Raw genomic sequence first — 19,606 nt, forward strand, 5'->3', positions numbered from 1 at the left:
TTATACTATATCCATTTTCTTTAATAAAAAAGAAGCATTCATGTTTTGGCAAATACCTTCTTTTAGTTTGTAATCAAAATGAAGTTCATCATTCATGATTTCGGCATCAAAATAGTAGTTTTTTACTTGCGTAAATTCTTGTTCTATTTCGCACAAACTTAGGTCATGGGTTGCAATGATTCCAGTAGAGTTTGAAGCTACTAGTCTTTGTACAAACTTTTTAGAACCAATGGCTTTATCGGTACTGTTAGTGCCTTTTAAAATCTCGTCTAGAATAATAAAATAATTATCATTTTTTATTTTTTCTACAATCAATTTTAATCGTTTTAATTCTGAAAAGAAATAGGATTCATCATTGGCTAATGAATCTGAGGTGCGCATACTTGTGATTAATTTTATAGGTGAATATTCAAAAGAAGTTGCACAAACAGGAAGTCCGATATTAGCCATTAAAATTGCTAAGGAAACTGTACGCAAAAAAGTACTTTTTCCGGCCATATTGGCTCCGGTAATGATGTAGAATTGCTGGTTTTCAATTTTAAAATCGTTATCAATTCGCCTTTCCGTTTTTAATAAAGGATGCCTCAGTGTTTTCGCATTTATGGTATTAGAATCATTATGTACTATTGGAAAAATATATTTTGGATGATTAAAAGCAATGTTAGCCAATGAGTTTTGTGCATCAAAAAAAGCAATGACTTGAAACCAATTCTCAACCTTTTTACCATAACGCTTTATCCATTGTTCTATTTTGTACGCTATTTGTAAATCTCTTAGGAAAAATGCATTACCAAAAACAGCAATTAATAAATTATTGCGTTGATCTAAGGCATCTAGTAATTTTGAAAGTTCGGCAAAAATGACAGAAGCTTTTTTAACCTCCGTTTTTATATTGTTTTGCTCTTCTTGTAACAACTTTGCTTTAAAGTTTTCTGATTCAATTTGCTGCAATAACTTATGGTATTGACTAAAAGTGCTTTTGGCTTTGTCCGAATTTTGATAAATGGTATTTACTCTTTTAAAATAATATCCACTAATTCCGAAACCTATAAAAAATACAAATAGAAGTATGTTGATGTTTAGTATTTGAGCAATTGTTAGGGCAATTGTGAGCACTGAAATTATGGAAAAGGATAGTGTAAAGAATTGAATATTTTTTCTAAACACAGGCTTATAGGCATGAATCCAATCCAAAACAATTTGTGCTGAGCATTCTACTTTCACCAAACTGGCTACAGCTGAAAATTGTTGCCTCCATTTAGGTTTCGCCGCTAACTCTTTAATAGTTTCTTGTTTTAATACTATATCTGAAGTAGTATTTTCAGTTAATGTTTTAGCCAATACTATTTTGCCGTCATTAACTGTAGTACGATTGATATATTGAAAAAAAGAACCTTTGCCAAAGAGATCAATGTCATAACTATAAAAATGGGTAGTATCAATAAACTCGGCTCCTTCATCTAGGTTGGTATAATTTCCTGCTAGAACGTCAATTTCTGTTTGGTTAATTCTGATGAGTTGCTCTGTTATATCTCTCTTGTATTGTAAATTAGTATGGCGCAATAACAAATAGATGAAAACAGATACTCCTAACAAGGATGTTATTCCTATTAACATAAGATTTCCAAAAAAGAAGTAGAAACTGGAAACAATGAATATAAAAACTATTAGCCGAAGTGTACTTGAAACAGTTAACCGTTTTTTTAAAACATATAACTCGTTGTTGAATTTCTCTTTCTCAACAGTGTAAAATTCTTTTGGATTTTGCATTAGTAATTCGTAATTCCTCCTTTTAAGCTCAAGACGTTGAGGTCCGGATATTTCTCTTTAATTTTTTGGGTAGCTGTATAACTTGAAATACCACGATTGCAGATGATCACATATTTTTTTTGATTATCGATCCTTAAACTTCCAACATTTAGTTCTGATAAAGGTATTTTTAAATCAACCTCAAATGGTAAAGGTGTGTTTTCGTCTTCAATAACTGATATGATATCTAGATCTCTCACATTCGTTCGAGATGACAATTTTGATTTTAATTCGTCTGCGGAAATCAATAAGTTTTCATCTTGTGTTTCACATGCCTCATCAAAATAAGTGGTTGATTCAAAGATTTCAGCTATTTTTTCTTTGCTCACAGACTTCTTTAGTTTCATTTTAAACTGAGAATTGTCTAAACTATTATAGATCAATAGCTCATTTACCAAAGGTTTTCCGATGTCTGTTACCAATTTTAGTACTTCATTGGTCTGCATCAATCCAATGATTCCTACTATCGTATTTAGAGTACCTACTTCAGAACAATTGGGTACTTGCTGTTTAGACATTTCCGGAAAAGCATCCCTTAAGTTGGTGCCAAAGGTACCTTTTGAATCTCTTACATTAAAACTAGCAACGTATCCATCAAATTTATACAGTGATCCATAGATCAATGGTTTATCTTTCACCACACAGGCATCATTGAGTAAATATTTTATTGGTAAACTATCTGTACAATCTAGCACATAATGAACATTAGCAATTAAGTCAAAAACGTTGTTTTTCGAGATAGGATTTTTATACGTTTTAACTTCAACAAACGGTGAAATGGATTGGATGTGTTGTGCCAGAACTTCAACTTTTGGTTTCCCAATATCTTTGGTTTTATAGAATACTTGTCGATGTAAATTCGATTCAGAAACTATATCAAAATCAATTAAATGCAACTCACCGATACCACTGGCGGCTAAATACACAGCTGCAGCATTTCCAAGTCCACCACATCCAACTATAAGTACTTTGGTTTGCAATAATTTTTGCTGTCCTTCAGTACCGATTTCTTGTAAAGTTGTTTGACGTTTATACAGCTCTTCTTTGGTAATACCCTTCATTTAGTTTAAAACTTCTTTCCCTTTGACATTTAAATAAAACAATCCATCTTTTGTTGTGTAGTAATCCGATAACTTTTTGAGTTTATTGGAGTATTGTAAGTCTCCAAAACCATACACTGTTTCTTTACGTTGCCAGATGAGCAATCTTTTGACAATCTCTTCTTCTGTTAAAACCGCTGATCTAATAATTTCTAGAATTTTACAATCAATTTCATTGAATCCTCTTCCATTTTTAAAGCGCTTTAAATGCTGTTGCATTACAACTTCAAAATATTCTATTTTTTTACTTTGATTATAGTTAAAGGCTTTTATTTCTTCTTTGTTATTTCTTACATATACCTCCCAGGTATCTTTGGCAAATAGAAGATCATTCCTAGAAAGCTTGATCTTATTTTTATACAGTTCTACAAATTCTTCAGGTCTATAATCACCTAATGTTTTCCAATCATTTTTTGGATTTTCTTTACCAACACATACCAAGTAATACCAGACTGCCGATTTGTAGTGTTGCAATAAATAAGTGCATATAGCCATTAAATTTACTTGACAGAAAAGATCATACTCAAACCAAAGAACTACTTCATTGTACTCTGAAACATCTTGAAGTTGAACAAACTCCTTGATTGTTTTGTCAAAGTACTCAAGTCTTTCAACGTTATACTCATTTTGGAAAAATTGGTATCGAGCTTGCCAAAAAGCATCACTCCCTAAATCTTTAACAACATTTCCTTCACAAAACATTTCTCTGCAGATCGCAATATCGCCCTGTAAGCCACTTTCTTCCAGTTGATGCCTAGTGCTATCTCCATTGGCAATATGAAGTGTTCTAGGCATTGTTAAGTTCTTCTAAAGCTTTTTGATATTCTTCAGGTGTATTCACATTACGAATCAAATCATCATTTACTTCTACAATCTCAACATCAGAATTGATTAATGCTTTTCTAGGACATGAATAACCTTGCGCCAAATAATTTAGTAAAATAGGATAGGCTTTAGGTTCGTAAATGGTAACGATGGGTTCGACAAATTCTTTAGATTTTCCTTTTACTGCGGTAGCTACCTTTGAAGGATTTCTTCGTTTTAAAAGTTCTTTTATTAAATCATTATTTACAAATGGTAAATCGGTTGCCAATGCTAACCAAGCCTTATTTGGGTCTTTCATAAAAGCAGAGCATATGGCACCAAAAACTCCTAAATCAACAAATTTGTCTTGAATTACCTGGTAATCTGATATTTCTTGATTCTCTGCTAACGAAACGTAGGTGTTGAGTAAGTTGTTCTCTAACAATTCAACGGTATGTGCTAATTGTGGTTTACCATGATACTTAATCTGAGTTTTATCTTGCCCCATGCGTTTGCTTTTGCCACCTGCCAGGACCAATCCTTGAATTGGAGCAATAGTTTCCTGAATCAGACCATCAATATGTTCAGAGATGACATCAATTTCATCTATATGATATGATCTTAAGTTTTTAATTGTAGGATATTTTTCAATCAGAAAATCAAAATAGGTAGCGTCATCATTTAGTTTTACGATGAATTGAATCCTGTCTAATTGCTCCAATCGCTTTTTTACGGATGCTTCTTTTTCATTATCCAAAATGAGGATTTGCTTGGCGCCTTTATAATGATTGCCGTTGATGAAAAGTAAATCATATTTAGAGAAGCAAATCCGCTCATTATATTCATTTAAATCATGCTGCTTAGTTACAGCTATGCTTCCCGAATGATGTGCGATGAATTCATCTAAAATAGGAGCGCTAATTGTGCTAGCATGTGAAGCATCTAAATAACCAATTTTGGCCTTTTTATGTAATTTTTTGCTTATTTTTTGAACAAAATCAGTAATAATAGAGCATTTTGTACCTAAAATAGCAATTTCATTAGGGGCAAAGTTATCGTTAATTCTACGTTCTAATTTTGCGTGTTTATAGTGTTTTATATTATCCATTTTTAATATCTGATTTCCCGCCAGTCTTTTCTAATAATTTAACTTCCTTAATTATCATTTCTTGTGAAATAGATTTACACATATCATATATGGTTAGTGCAGTTACCGAAGCACCTGTTAAAGCTTCCATTTCTACCCCGGTCTTCCCTTCAATACTTACAGTACATAAAACCTCAATGGATTTTTCGTCTAGCACATTAATATCAATATGCACTCCATTTATGGGTATGGGATGACACATGGGTATCAAATCTGAAGTTTTTTTCACGGCCTGAATACCCGCAACAATAGCAGTTTGGAAAACAGGTCCTTTTTTAGTGGTTAGCTCATTAGCTTCAAACTTTGGAATAATTTTAGCGCCCAAATACATTTCTGCTCTTGCAACTGCTCTTCTTTTGGTAATTCCCTTATCACCAACATCAACCATCTTGGGCTGATTTTTATATGTTATGTGTGTAAAGTCACTCATTATCTAAAAGTTATTAATGGATATGCTTCGCCAGCTTTAAACTCCGTTTTATCCGCAGGTAGTTCTAAAAATCCATCTATATCTACCAAGTTAGCCAAATCTCCCGAACCATTTCCAATATATGGTTTTGCTATTTTTAAGCCTCCATCTCTATCAAGCTTTACTTGCAAAAAGTATGTAAGCTCTGGTTTAAATGAAAAATCATCTCCTAAAATGGCCTGCCCTTGATGATTGTAAGGTATTTCCATAGACTTTTTATACCAAGGATAGAAATATTTCAAACATCCTACAAATGTTGATACTGGATTTCCGGGAAATGCAAAAATGCTTACTTTTTTCACCTCTTTTCCACCATGTCTACTCATACTTAAAGGCACTTTGTGCCCGCCAAACCAGAATGGTTTTCCAGGACGTTGAGCCACTTTATGAAATAGTTTTTTTACCCCCAGCTCTTCTAAAACTTCGGGTAAGAAATCAAATTTCCCTTTACTTACAGCACCGCTAAACAATAAGACATCGTATTTAGTTAGATAAGTCGCAATTTTCTCTTTTAAAATAGCCTTATCATCTTGAATATGATCTGTTTTAGCTTCAATATTCAATTGCTGTAATAACGAAACTAAGGTATAAACATTACTTCTTCTAATTTGATGTGGCAAAGGAACTTCATCCGTGTCTACCAATTCATCTCCAGTAGAAATGATCATCACTTTTGGTTGTAGAGCAACTTTTACTCTTGACTTCCCCACCGTACTCAAAACTCCTATTTCAGCAGGAGAAATCAAGGAATTTTTTCTAATTAAGATATCACCTTGCCTTCTGTCTTTGCCTTTATGATGTATATTTTGATTCGCCACGATAGCGTCTATATTGATTGTTGCATTAGCATTATTAATGGTGATGTCTTCATAGCGAACAACGGTATCTGTATTTTTAGGAAGCGTAGCTCCAGTCATCACTTCAAGGCAGTTTTCTTTCTTTTCTAATATAAGTTTAGGACTTCCTGCAGCTTGAACACCTTCAATAGAAAAAGTGCGTTTTCCTTTTTTAAATGTGCTGTAGTTAATGGCAATGCCATCCATACTTACACGATCAAATGGAGGGAAATCGCGATCGGCAAGAATATCTTCTTTCAAGATTCTATTGTGAGCATCCAAAAAAGGGATTTCTTCAGTACCAAAATCTTGTGTGTTCTCAAGGATAATATGTAGTGCTTCTTTTGATGAGATCATTTAACGACACTTCTTGTTTCATTCGAAATAACAGAATTCAGTTTAACCACCAATGGTAGACATACTTTCTGATACCTTTTTATTTTTCTTTCTATTTGCTTCGGCTACAAATCCGTTTTTAGGCTTGTCTTTTACAATTGATAAAAACAGTCTTTTTAAATCTTCATTACTTGCTCCGTTACGAATGAAATCTCTAACATTAAAAACTCCTTCATCAAATAAGCAATTCTTAAACATGCCAGTTGCAGTGATACGAATGCGATTACAATCAGCACAAATGGTTCGAGTAAAGGCAGGAATGATTCCGAATATTCCTTTGTAACCTTGAACCTTAAAATTCTTAGATGTTGATGATTTTTCTGAGATTAAAGGTTCAGTATCTTTAAATTTAGATTGTACCTCATTTAAAATTCGTTGGTAGTTCCAAACTTCCTTGGTTTCACGTTGACCAATTCCATTAAAGGGCATTTCCTCAATAAATCGTACCGCTATATTCTTCTTTTTTGTTAGCTCTACGAAATCAATAATTTCGTGGGTGTTTACTCCTGATTGTACTACCATATTAAGCTTGAGATTCATAGAACTTTCCTCTAACAATTCCAATGTTTTATAAACATCTTGAAAAACATCCCGCCTTGTAATCGCTGCAAAATTTTCTCTATTTAAACTGTCTATGCTTAAGTTAATGGATCTGATATTAAGCTCTTCCAGTTTTTGAATATGATTGGCAATCAATGCTCCATTGGTAGTAATATTAATCTCATCTAACAGGTCATTGAATGAGAGCATTTCCAAAAATTTAATAAAATCCTTTCTTACAAAAGGCTCTCCACCGGTTAAACGAACTTTATTAACACCTAACTCACTTAATGCACGTGTAATACGGTACATTTCTTTAAAAGTAAGTAGTTCTTTTCTATCAACAATATCAATACCATGTGCAGGCATACAATATTTACAGCGTAGATTACACCTATCTGTTACTGCTAAGCGCAAATATGAAATTTGTCGTCCAAATGTGTCTATCAATGTACTCATACAGGAACCTGCAAGTTACAAAGAAAGGGTGGATTATAGTTGTTTGTTTAGGTAATTCAAGATGGAATTGGTAGCCCCAATATTACTTTTAACATAGTTTTTAGAGATAGTTCCTTTTTCTAAAAGCAATTGTTTGTTTTGATATAGTTCATTTAGCGTAGCATTGAATTCATGTTGATCATTAATTACAATACACCCTTCTTGTGCTACTAATTCAATGGCTTCATTAAATTTTTGATAATGTGGTCCAATTAGTATAGGCACACCATAGGTAGCGGGTTCTAAAATATTATGCAATCCTGTTTTAAATGCACCACCTACATACGCTACATCAGCATAACTATAAATTTTGGTGAGCAAGCCTATTGAATCTACAATTAGTACTTGAGTGTTAATTATATCTTCTTTATCTGTATCAGAAAAAAGACTAGTTTTCTTGTTAAAAGAGTTTTTCAATTTCTCAATTTCTTTAGTATTGATATTGTGAGGGGCAATGATAAATTTTTCGTTTACTGAAGTATGGTTGTTGATATAATCAATCAATAAAGTTTCTCCTTCATGCCAAGTACTTCCTGCTACCAGTAAATGTTTATCATTTTTAAATACTTCAATGGCTTGGATGGAATTATCCTGATTTAAAATATCATAAACTCGATCAAATCGTGTATCACCGCTTACAGTTACATTTTTAAAATTGATACTTTCTAGAAGTTCTTTAGAAGCCTCATTTTGAACAAAAAAATGATCAAACGTATTCAATGATTTACGCATCCAACTTCCATAACTTTTAAAAAAGGATTGATCTTTTCTGAAAATTCCAGAAATCAATAATGTTTTGATGTTTTTTTTCTTCAATTTCTTGAGTAAGTTGGGCCAAAACTCATATTTTATAAATACTGCAATTACTGGATTTACTATTTCAATAAACTTCTTGGCGTTTGTTTTTGTATCAAGAGGTAAGTAAGTTATTACATCCGCGAAAGCATAGTCCTTGCGAACTTCATAACCTGATGGAGAAAAAAAAGTAACTAAAATTTTGAGTTTTGAGTTTTGAGTTTTAAGCTTCTCAATAACTGGTCGTGCTTGTTCAAACTCCCCTAAAGAAGCGCAATGAAACCAGATTATGCTATCAGATTTAGAAATAGTTGACTGTAATTTTTGAAAAGTGTCTTTCCTTCCATCAACAAAAAGCCTAATCTTTTTATCAAAAAGAGCTATAATTTTCAATATTAAACTAGAGATCAATATTGCTATGTTATATAAAAAATACATACAGCAAGCTAAAATATAAATTTAGAGAATGAGCACTTAAATAATTCGTATTTTTGTGCGTTTACGTTTTAAAATTATACTATGAAAATTCCAATGGTTGACCTAAAAGGTCAGTATCAAAGAATAAAAGATCAGGTTGACAAAGCTGTAATTGATGTTATTGAATCTACTGCCTTTATCAATGGACCACAAGTAAAGTCTTTTCAGTCTAATCTTGAGAAATATTTAAATGTAAAGCACGTTATTCCATGTGCCAACGGTACTGATGCATTGCAGATAGCAATGATGGGACTTGTATTAGAACAAGGTGATGAGGTAATTACTGCAGATTTTACATTTGCGGCTACTGTTGAAACCATAGGCTTATTAAAACTGACTCCAGTTTTAGTGGATGTAGATCCAGATACTTTTAATATTGATATAAAGGCATTGGAAAAAGCAATTACACCAAGAACCAAAGCAATAATTCCGATACATTTATTTGGACAGGTAGCTGATATGGAAGCAATTATGGAGATTGCCAAAAAGTATAACTTATTTGTAATAGAAGATACAGCTCAGGCTATTGGTGCGAATTTTACATTTAAAGATGGTTCTAAGAAAAAGGCAGGTACCATTGGTCATGTAGGAACTACTTCTTTTTTTCCAAGTAAGAATTTAGGTTGTTACGGTGATGGAGGTGCTATTTTTACTAATGATGATGATCTAGCTCACATTATTCGAGGTATGGTGAACCACGGAATGTACAAGCGCTATTATCACGATGTAATTGGAGTAAATTCTAGATTGGATTCTATTCAAGCAGCCGTCTTAGATATTAAACTACCGTATTTAGACGATTATTGTAATGCCAGGAGAAAAGTTGCCAACTATTATAATAATGCCTTCGCAAAATCTGATAAATTGATTACTCCAAAATCAGGAAAATGTAATTCAGATACTTTTTGCGATGATTGTGATTGTCATGTATTTCATCAATATACCTTACGATTAAATGGAGTAGATAGAGCTGGTTTGCAAGAACACCTTAATGAGTATGGAATTGCAAATGCCATTTATTATCCGGTACCCTTACACAAACAAAAGGCCTATGCAGACGAACGTTATAATGAGGATGATTTTAAAATAACTAATGAACTCTCAGAGACTGTGATGTCTCTACCTATCCATACTGAATTTTCCGAAGAAGATTTGAAATATGTTACAGACAAAGTGTTGGAGTTTGTAAATAAGTAGTTGTTAGCTATGAAAAAGATTTTAGTGACAGGAGGGTTAGGATTTATTGGTTCTCATACTGTTGTTGAACTTCAAGAAGAAGGTTTTGAGGTGGTGATTATTGATGACCTTTCAAACTCATCCATAGATGTTTTAGATGGCATCACTGCAATAACAGGAAAAAAACCGCATTTTGAGAATTTAGATTTAAAGGATCAGATGTCAATTCAGACCTTTTTTAGTAAACATTCTGATATTATAGGTGTAATTCATTTTGCTGCTTCAAAAGCGGTGGGTGAAAGTGTAGAAAAACCCTTAAAATATTATCGTAATAATATTAATTCACTTGTATATCTTTTACAAGAGATGGAGAAAACTCAAGTTCATCATTTTATTTTTAGTTCCTCTTGTACCGTTTATGGCCAGGCTGATGAAATGCCTATTACCGAACAAGCTCCCTTTAAAAAAGTTGACTCACCTTATGCACATACAAAGCAGATTGGTGAAGAGGTGTTGCGATTCACAGCTAGTGCATCAGATATAAATGTCATTAGTTTGAGGTATTTTAACCCAATTGGAGCACATTCTTCGGCTAAAATTGGAGAATTACCAAATGGAGTTCCTCAAAATTTAGTGCCATATATAACTCAAACGGCAGCTGGTATTAGAGAAGAACTCAAAGTATTTGGTAGTGATTATGAAACACATGATGGAACCCCTATTAGAGATTATATTCATGTAGTTGATCTAGCGAAAGCCCATGTTGCATCTTTAAAAAGATTGCTTGAAGGAAAAGGTAAATCTGGTTATGAGATTTTTAATATTGGTACTGGTAGAGGAAATTCTGTATTTGATATTATACATACGTTTGAAAATACCACGGGAATAAAAATAAGCTATAAAGTTGTGCATAGGCGAGAAGGTGATGTAAAAGAATATTGTGCCGACACAACATATGCGAATAATGAATTAAAATGGAAAGCTGAATCTAGCTTGGAAGATGCATTGGTTTCAGCTTGGAAATGGCAACAAACATTGAATAGATAAAATGAAAAAAATACTAATTACAGGCGGTGCAGGATTTATAGGCTCACATGTGGTGAGACGTTTTGTAGCTAAACACCCTGAATATCAAATTCTCAACTTAGATGCATTAACCTACGCAGGAAATCTTGAAAATATAAAAGATATTAGCAATGCTTCTAATTATACTTTTATTAAAGGAAATATTAAAGATGCAGATTTTTTAAATGATCTTTTCAAAAAATATCAGTTTGATGGTGTTGTTCATTTAGCAGCTGAAAGTCATGTTGATCGTTCTATCAAAGACCCTAATGCTTTTATAGAAACCAATGTTGTTGGCACAGCCAATTTGATGAATGCTTTTAGAAATGCTTGTACTGATAATTTTGAAGGTAAACTATTCTATCATGTTTCAACAGATGAGGTTTATGGATCTTTGGGTGAAACAGGATTATTTACTGAAACCACTCCTTATGATCCTCAATCACCCTATGCGGCATCAAAAGCAGCCTCTGATCACATGGTAAGATCATATGGGAATACGTATAATATGCCTTTTATTATAAGCAACTGCTCTAATAATTATGGAGCTAATCATTTTCCTGAAAAACTGATTCCTTTATTTATAAATAATATTAAGAATAACAAATCACTGCCTGTCTATGGAGATGGTAAATATACTAGAGATTGGCTATATGTAGAAGACCATGCTAGAGCTATTGATTTGATATTCCATAAAGGTAAGGAAGGAGAAACATACAATATTGGGGGTTTTAATGAATGGACTAACCTAGATCTTATTCATTTATTATGTGAACAAATGGATAGAAAATTAGGTAGAGAAAATGGAAGTTCTGCACAATTGATTACTTATGTAAAAGATAGAGCAGGGCATGATCGTCGTTATGCCATTGATGCTTCTAAGTTAAATAAAGAATTAGGTTGGAAACCTTCAGTTACTTTTGAAGAAGGTTTATCAAAAACTATTGATTGGTATCTAGCAAATGAAGAATGGTTGAATAATGTTACTTCAGGTGCTTATCAAGAATACTATGAAAAAATGTACTCTTAATGTCACTCAAGCAGCGTTGTGTTAAAAAAGGGAAAAAGAGTAAAAACACACAACGCCACTTAAAATGACTTTTATAAATCAAACTTATAGGTAAGTCCGGCAAAAAATTGCAAGCCCTGTACTTCAAAGTTCGTATACTTTTCATAGTTGCTATTAAACACATTATTGACCTTCATGAATGCCGTTAACCGATCGGTAAATTTATACCCCCCTTTAAGGTTTAGATCAATATAATTACCAACGTTTAATAGTTTAGGGTCATTTGTAAGGTTGAGTGGTTCAGAAAATGTTAACTCATCCTTTCTTGAACCTATAAAGAACAAATCTGCTCCCGCATACCATTTATCTTGATTGTAATTGGCAAATGCCGTTGCTTTTAAGGTTGGTAACCCCCAAGCTTCTGCTTGAACATCTGTGCTGTAGTTAAAATAGTAAACGTTTCCTCCAAACTTTAACTGTTTAGAAAAGTCTACACTTACCTCTCCAAATGCATGTAATGTCTGAACTTCATCATATATAACTTGAAAAGAATTACCAGCTTCATAACCTTTGGTGACATTGGTAGTACCATCAGTTCTTAAAGGATTTAATTTAAACAGAGGTTTGCCTTTTTCATTCATATATCCTCCTTTAAAGTTATAACTAATGTTTGATGATAACTTTCCTTTTAATCCACCATAGGCGTCATATTGTCTATCAGTTCGTAGAACATTTAATGTAGGTGAAACAAATGGATTTTCATAAGCAAAACCTTTAAAAGAATTTTGTTCTAAGTCACCAACTACTCCGGCATACAAAGTCAATATTTGATCAATTAAAATATAAGAAGCTGTTATTTTAGGGTAAATAAAAGCCTTGCTTTCACTTACTCCAGAAGCAGCACTGTACACAATATTGGTCCCTAAACTAATAGTGAGATTATCTCTCAAAACCTCAAAATTGGGAGTTACCCCTAAATTAAAATAAGTATAGTTAATATCGAATTCTGTTTGTTCGTAGTTTTGAAAAAATTCACCTGCCAAAAATTCAATTCTTGCCTCCATATTAATATATTGACTACCAATGGGGAATTCAATTTTTGGTTTGATGTTGGCATAGATTTCTGTTGAGCCTTCATCATCCGTAAATCTATATAAATCTGCATTAGCTCCTTGAAAAAAGGAGTCATCATACGTAATTTTTCCGCCAATAAATGCATCGGTATAATTTAAAGATTCACTTATGCTGTTAATGACATCTTCAGAAAAATTTAATTCATTAGGTAGGCCATACCAATTAGACTGCTGATATCTAAATCCACCTGTGAGTTGCCAGTCAAAATCGCGTTCATCTTGTTTATAATACAAATCTAATTTGGCATCTAAAAAGTTATTATCTAAAGGGGTGTTGTCAATACCTCCATTAGATGAATGAAAATTTAAAAAACCTCCAAATTCATTATACCTATTACTGTTTCCATTGGCAAAAATCTCAAATTGTGGTGTGCCGAAGCTGCCAAAACCAGCGGAGATAAAATTCTCATAGATAGGTGCACTTGGATTCACTTTTAAGGCCTTAGGCTTTCCTTTCGCAGGCGTAAATGTAGATGCCACTGGAACTGAAAAAATAGTATATTGAATAGGTCTTTTTTTACTAATAGAAGCATCGTTTATTACAGGAGAAACCTTTATTTTAAAAGCATCTGATACAGTAGGTGAATAGGGTTTCACCACATTGATCACCTCGGTATCAAGTGTATCTTTATCTCTTTTTTGAGCAAAAGAAAAGGTAATGGTTAGGATACCTAGTAGTGTTAAAATATATTTTTTCATATTTGTTTTTTTATGATTCCTTCACCTAGTAATTACCAGGAGTAAGAATGACATGAAAAATTTTAGTTTCCGTCAGGGTTTACAGATTCATTTGTTTTTGCCTCTTCGGTTTTGATACGTTGTAATTCTGATTTTGCTTCATCCACTACATCTTCAAAATCACCAAAATTATTGATGACATTTTCAAGAATGTAAGTTGCCTGATAAGCATCCTTTAATTCATAAAAATTCTTAGCCATCACAATTAAGCCTTTTGCTCCATAATATTTATGAGCTGCATAATCTGATGCTAACTTTTGAACGATTGTATTTGAAACCTTATAATTACCTTCCTTATGTTTAAAATAGGCATCATAATACAATGATTCTGCTTTTAATGCACCAGTAGCGATTTTTCCAACTTCCTCATAGGCTTCTTGAGCTTTATATTCATTACCTGTTTTAATAGCTGAACGTGCTATAATAACTTTAGCATCAGACTTTACCCTATCTTCTAATTTAGGACGGGCCAATACTCTTTCAGCATATGCTACTGCATCTTCATACTGTTCTAACTCGTAATGTCCTTTCATTAAATTACTTTGAGCAAATGTTATGTTTTGCTGATAATCAGCTTGTTCTTCCAGTCGCTCTAAAACAGGCATGGCTTTTTTCCAACTTTGGTCACTCAAATAGACTTCTGCCAATCGTACTAAAGCCTGTTCTGTAAATTCATTACGTTCTTGATTTGTGATATAAATGTAGTAGGGCTCAGTCTGTTTTAACTGTTTTTCGGCATATAATGACTCTGCTAAATAAAAATTAGCTTGTAATGCATGAGCACCATTAGGAAACCGTTCAATATATTTTGTAAATGCTGTAATGGCCTTTTTTCTATTATTCTGTAGGTATTGTTTCTCTGCCGCTTCATACATATCATTGTCAAGATCATCATCAGAGACTTCTACAAAATCTACGCCTTTCACCCAATCAGCATATTCATCTACTCGTCCTAAATCAACATATACCTGACGCGCATTTGTTACAGCTTGTTTACCTTCGTCAGTATTAGGGAAATCACGAACAATGGTTTTATATTTAGCTAATGCTTCTTCGTTATTACCAGAGTTATAATGGATCAATCCTTGTTTCAATAGGGTTTTTGGCACATAGGAACTACGCTTATGATAGTTTAATAAGTTGTCATAAGCTTCTAGTGCTCTAGTATTTTCATCTGCTCTTACATAGGCATTTCCTAATTCATAATGGGCGTCATCACGATAACTTGATCGTCTATAGGAGCTCAAGAAATCAGTAAGATCGGTGATTTTATTGCTGTTTTTTCCCGTAAGGCCGTAGCTCATGGCACGTTGAAAATGCGCATAATCTTTGTCGGCGCCGTTTGCATTTATTACTTTATTATAAGAGTTAATGGCATTTTGATACTTACTTGAAACAAAATTCACATCACCTAAACGTAAATAACTATCATTCATTCTTGCGGTATCATTGGGGCTCTTATCTATAAAATCCTGAAAGTTTGAACCTGCTTTATTATAGTCTTTTAGTTTAAATAATGCATAAGCCTTATTGTAGTTTACCAGATTATTTTCAATCAACGTGTCTGGTTTTGACATGGATTCAAATTGCTGGAAACCAACCAACGCTTCATTAAAATTATTGAGGTTATAATCTGTTTCAGCTTTCCAGAAGGTACTTTGGGCAGTAATACCATTATCCCTTGGTTCATCAATAGCAATTTCAAAATGCTCTTTGGCATTATCTAACGAACCTTCATTATATAATTGAATTCCTCTATATAAAGCTACTTTTTGATAAACTTCTTTGCTGTCCGCATCCTTTTTATCCTTTAAGGCTTCTAAAGCTCCTTCAAAATCTTTAGAAGTGATATAGGCACTAATAAGTAATTGATTAATTTCTTCATTGGCTTCTGATTTAGGATATAAATCTATGTATTCTTGCAAGACATCAGGGACACTTTTATATGGATTCCCAATTTCATAGCTTAGCTTCGCATAATTTAACCAGGCATCTTTTTTAATGTCATTATTATAATCCATTTGAGATGCATTTCTAAATGCGTTTAAAGCCTCGGTTTTTTGATCACTTTTTAAATAACACTCAGCTAAATGATAGTAGGCATTCTGTGAAACAGCATTGTCACCACCTATGATCTTATTAAAATTGGCAATGGCATTTTCAAAATCATTTTGTTTATAGTAGGCATATCCCAATAAATAATAATCTGTGTTATTCCATCGTCTACGTTTTCCTTTATAATCTTTTAAATAAGGAATAGCTTCACTATAGTTGCCCAGATTAAAATAACTTTCGCCTATAATTTTTGAGATTTCAGAATGTTGATTTCTATCCGCTTTAGCGAGGAAAGGCTTGGCAACATCAATAGCTTCTTGAAACTTACCTGTCTTAAATTTAATATTGGCCATATAATAAGGTACGTCATCTCCTAGTTCAGAATTATCAGAAACTTCACTTAGGTACCTATTAGCATTATCATAATCATCTTCCTGATAGGCAATAAAACCATAGTAGTATTTAGCCTGAGATCCATACTCTTGTGAAGTCAGTAATTTTTGAAAGTACTCTTTTGATCTTTTATAACTTCTCACCGCAAAAAGACCGTAGGCATATTTAAAATTAAAATCTTCTTCCTGACCTATAGAAAGGTTTCGTGTCTCTACACGATTGTACCATTTGAGTGCATACGGATAGTTAGCATTTTTAAAATAATAATCACCTACTTCTAGAAATGCAGTATTTTGCTTACTACTCGTAGGATAACGTTCAACAAAATCACGCATTTGTTGATCTCCGTTTTGCTCACCTAGTTGTATTGCACAAAAAGCTGCATAATACACACAATTCGCTTTATACTCTGAGTCAGGTTCAAAATTATCTTTTAATTGATTGAACAACTGTTTGGCAGCAACAAAATCCCGATTGTGATATAAGGCAATCGCATGATTGTACTCTTTTAAGGAGTTGGTATAGATGTCGGATTTTTGAGCTAAGCTTGGAGTTGTTGATAAAACAATGAATAGTAGGATAAACCAGAGGGTGCTAAGCTTCATTTTGATATAGAATTAGTATAGCTGGCTAAAATTAACCATGCTTAAATTAAACAACGAATAATTGCACCGAAATTGTACAATTGTTAATTAATTATAACATTTTGTTAAGAAAATATGATTTTCTAGAGGAGGTATTAACATGAATCAGGCCAAAATGAGTTTACTCATTTAACAATTCATTCATAAATGTATTGAATTTTTCTACAAATTCTTCGTAATAGATTCCAGTTGCTGGTCCCGAAAAACCAGTATGGATTTTTCTAACATTACCCTTTTTATCAATAAATATGGTAGTAGGAAATGACAGAACATGATTTAACATGGGTAATGTTTTAGCTGCTGCTTCTTTATCATAAACGCCTGCAATAACATAATCATAACCTACATTGTATTTTTCTTTTACTTTTTCAACACGTTTTCTTGCATATTCAAAATCGTCTTTAGCTTCATAGGCAAGCCCGATGATTTCAACATCTTTGTCTTTATTTTTTTCAAACCAGTCAGCATAGAAAATAGTTTCATCCATACAATTAGGGCACCAGGTACCAAATATCTGGAGTAAAACTACTTTGTTTTTATACTTATTATCATTTAGTGAAACTGGTTTGCTATCTAGCCCTGGAAATGAAAACTCTATATTGTCATAACCTTCTTTGAGGTATGTTAATTTATCTGCATCAGTTAGCTTGGCATTTCCACTTTTAACACCTTTAAAAGTAGCTTTGTAGTCTTTACCTGAAAGAAATTCACCAAAAATAGAATCATTTTTGATGGAGGAATTAAATATAAATGCATGGTTTCCATCAAAAGTATATAGAGACATTGAATCTTTTTTGCTGACACCCTCTAGATATCTATAATCTCCTGTTTCAGTTAGAAAAGTACCTTTAATTATAGAGCCGGATTGTTTGAAGACACCTACGGCCGGAAAGTTAGTGCCATCCTCTTCTGTGAATGTTACCTGCCATTTACCATTAAAATTATCATTGCTTTTAGGCTTAATAAACCTCTTTGAATTGTCAAATTCTGCAGTGAAAGGAAGTCTATAGTTTTCTTTGTAGTTTTTGATATAAAGCCCATTTAATGTGGTGTCATTAATTTTTGCTCTTAGATCAATATCAAAAATGTGTAACTTGATAAAAACAGAATCATTTAGAACTTGAATTTCATCAAGATCTAAGGTTTCATCTTCACCATTGATTAAGGTAGCTTTGTATGAATTGCCATCTTTTAATACCTCAAAATTAAAGGGTAATTTTTCACCTTGCATATCTATCTCTGCTCGCCAAACACCCTGTTTAAGTTCAGAAGTATCAGGTTTTGCTTCTTCTTTGCAAGAGACAAATGCCAAAATAATTATTAAGAATGTAAGAAATTTGTTTACTGTTTTTTCCATTGTAATTGATGCACTTTAGAACTTACTTTTTGACCACTTTCTATTCCGCCAACTATGATGAGCATTGAGTCGTTTATTTTTGCAATTCCTCTCAAATCCATCGGTAATTTTTTTGAACGATCTTCTTTCCAGAGTCCATTTTCTAATGAAAGAATCCTATTAGAAGGTGCTACACCACCAGACCCATCGTACGCTTCTGGGCTATAATTATAGGTAATTTCACTACCACCAAACCATATAGGTTTATTGCCAATGATAGTTGAGGCCATTCTATAACCTACTATGGTGGAATCTGGTACCATAGTAGACCATGTAATTTCTGTGGGATTATCTTTATTAATAACACCTTTGCGTAATACATTTTGAATAGGATAATGCTTGCCCATCGAAGCACCTCCAAAATAATAAATGGTATCTCCAATTATAGTGCCCGAGGCACCAAATGACTTATAGATATGATTGTTGGGAGTAGAAGTACCTGTAGACCAGGCATTTTTTGCAGGATTATAAATCTGTACGTTAGGCATATTTTCTTTGTCAAACCATCCGGTTATAACATAGATAAGACTGTCCTTCCAAACAACTTGTACCTGATCATCTATAGGAATGGGAATTGGAGTACCATCTTCTAAATATTTGTCATTTATGATATCATATCTATGTACTTTGTTAGATGATTTTTCAGAGTGATCTTTAAAAACATGATAACCACCAATAATATAAATAGTATCTTTAATTCTACTAGCAGCGCTTGCTATTTTACCAAGAGTATCTGGCAAATCTGCTATTTGATGCCATTTATTTACCAAAACATCAAATTTATAAGCTCTTTTGTGTATACCTGTATATTCTTTTGTGCTGTCTAGTCCGCCAAAAGTAAAAACAAATGGTTTGTTATGAATGAAGCCTTCAATTACAGCATTGTTTGTTATAGACTCAGGAAGATTCTTTAGTGTTTGTGACTTAATAATTTCTCGTTGGTTCTTCTTAGAAAGTTTCTTTTCACAACTAAAGAAAAAAAAGAAAGATATAAAAATGATGAGGTATTTAAACATTCTTGAATTTAGGAAAATCAAAGATAGAGAAAAGTGACTTTAAGATATATTGAGTATTCACTTTTAAGGTTAAAATTTAAACATTAAGTTTGTCAAGCAAAATACTTATT

At 32.8% G+C, this 19,606-nt stretch carries 15 protein-coding genes; 3 read left to right on the top strand and 12 right to left on the bottom strand.

The window, feature by feature from the left end; all coding sequences use genetic code 11:
* The 8 genes from AC1EU5_RS02430 to AC1EU5_RS02465 form a co-directional block, all read right to left on the bottom strand.
* On the bottom strand, positions 1–1,617 hold the full coding sequence (locus AC1EU5_RS02430) for a MutS-related protein (RefSeq protein WP_480190756.1): 1,617 nt from the start codon (positions 1,615–1,617) through the stop codon (positions 1–3).
* A 152-nt stretch (positions 1,618–1,769) separates the two neighbouring features.
* The gene (locus AC1EU5_RS02435) at positions 1,770–2,870 is read right to left on the bottom strand and encodes a HesA/MoeB/ThiF family protein (RefSeq protein WP_480190757.1); all 1,101 of its coding nucleotides are present in this window, start codon (positions 2,868–2,870) and stop codon (positions 1,770–1,772) included.
* Entirely contained in the window at positions 2,871–3,704 is an 834-nt protein-coding gene (locus AC1EU5_RS02440; RefSeq protein ID WP_480190758.1) for a DUF1835 domain-containing protein, read from the bottom strand.
* Positions 3,697–4,821, bottom strand: coding sequence for an NTP transferase domain-containing protein (locus AC1EU5_RS02445; RefSeq protein WP_480190759.1), 1,125 nt, complete (start codon positions 4,819–4,821; stop codon positions 3,697–3,699). Before AC1EU5_RS02445 ends, AC1EU5_RS02440 begins: the two co-directional genes overlap by 8 nt.
* Positions 4,814–5,290, bottom strand: a complete 477-nt coding sequence (gene moaC, locus AC1EU5_RS02450) for a cyclic pyranopterin monophosphate synthase MoaC (protein WP_480190760.1) — start codon at positions 5,288–5,290, stop codon at positions 4,814–4,816. The genes AC1EU5_RS02445 and moaC overlap by 8 nt, the downstream gene beginning before the upstream one ends.
* Complete coding sequence (locus AC1EU5_RS02455; protein ID WP_480190761.1) at positions 5,290–6,522, bottom strand: molybdopterin molybdotransferase MoeA; 1,233 nt, start codon at positions 6,520–6,522, stop codon at positions 5,290–5,292. Before AC1EU5_RS02455 ends, moaC begins: the two co-directional genes overlap by 1 nt.
* Before the next feature lie 42 nt (positions 6,523–6,564).
* The gene (gene moaA / locus AC1EU5_RS02460; RefSeq protein WP_480190762.1) at positions 6,565–7,560 is read right to left on the bottom strand and encodes a GTP 3',8-cyclase MoaA; all 996 of its coding nucleotides are present in this window, start codon (positions 7,558–7,560) and stop codon (positions 6,565–6,567) included.
* A gap of 33 nt (positions 7,561–7,593) precedes the next feature.
* Positions 7,594–8,787: a 3-deoxy-D-manno-octulosonic acid transferase gene (locus AC1EU5_RS02465; RefSeq protein ID WP_480190763.1), complete on the bottom strand. Its 1,194-nt coding sequence runs from the start codon at positions 8,785–8,787 to the stop codon at positions 7,594–7,596.
* 126 nt (positions 8,788–8,913) lie between these two features.
* Here AC1EU5_RS02465 and AC1EU5_RS02470 point away from each other — a divergent pair, with 126 nt between their 5' ends.
* The 3 genes from AC1EU5_RS02470 to rfbB are packed head-to-tail and all read left to right on the top strand — an operon-like array spanning position 8,914 to position 12,142.
* The gene (locus tag AC1EU5_RS02470; protein ID WP_480190764.1) at positions 8,914–10,068 is read left to right on the top strand and encodes a DegT/DnrJ/EryC1/StrS family aminotransferase; all 1,155 of its coding nucleotides are present in this window, start codon (positions 8,914–8,916) and stop codon (positions 10,066–10,068) included.
* Between the two features lie 9 nt (positions 10,069–10,077).
* Positions 10,078–11,094, top strand: a complete 1,017-nt coding sequence (gene galE, locus AC1EU5_RS02475) for a UDP-glucose 4-epimerase GalE (RefSeq protein WP_480190765.1) — start codon at positions 10,078–10,080, stop codon at positions 11,092–11,094.
* 1 nt (position 11,095) lies between these two features.
* On the top strand, positions 11,096–12,142 hold the full coding sequence (rfbB, locus tag AC1EU5_RS02480) for a dTDP-glucose 4,6-dehydratase (protein WP_480190766.1): 1,047 nt from the start codon (positions 11,096–11,098) through the stop codon (positions 12,140–12,142).
* Between the two features lie 71 nt (positions 12,143–12,213).
* Here rfbB and AC1EU5_RS02485 read toward each other — a convergent pair whose 3' ends face one another.
* The 4 genes from AC1EU5_RS02485 to AC1EU5_RS02500 form a co-directional block, all read right to left on the bottom strand.
* A complete protein-coding gene (locus tag AC1EU5_RS02485; RefSeq protein WP_480190767.1) occupies positions 12,214–13,953 on the bottom strand; it encodes a TonB-dependent receptor in 1,740 nt (579 codons plus the stop codon).
* 62 nt (positions 13,954–14,015) lie between these two features.
* Positions 14,016–17,045 carry a tetratricopeptide repeat protein gene (locus AC1EU5_RS02490; RefSeq protein WP_480190768.1) on the bottom strand — a complete coding sequence of 1,010 codons (3,030 nt, stop codon included), beginning with the start codon at positions 17,043–17,045 and terminating at the stop codon, positions 14,016–14,018.
* Between the two features lie 160 nt (positions 17,046–17,205).
* Positions 17,206–18,441 (bottom strand): peroxiredoxin family protein, encoded by a 1,236-nt coding sequence (locus tag AC1EU5_RS02495; protein ID WP_480190769.1) that lies wholly within the window; start codon positions 18,439–18,441, stop codon positions 17,206–17,208.
* A complete protein-coding gene (locus AC1EU5_RS02500) occupies positions 18,426–19,496 on the bottom strand; it encodes a Kelch repeat-containing protein (RefSeq protein ID WP_480190770.1) in 1,071 nt (356 codons plus the stop codon). Before AC1EU5_RS02500 ends, AC1EU5_RS02495 begins: the two co-directional genes overlap by 16 nt.
* Positions 19,497–19,606: the final 110 nt, after the last annotated feature.

This window comes from Maritimimonas sp. 2405UD52-3 (assembly GCF_056591715.1).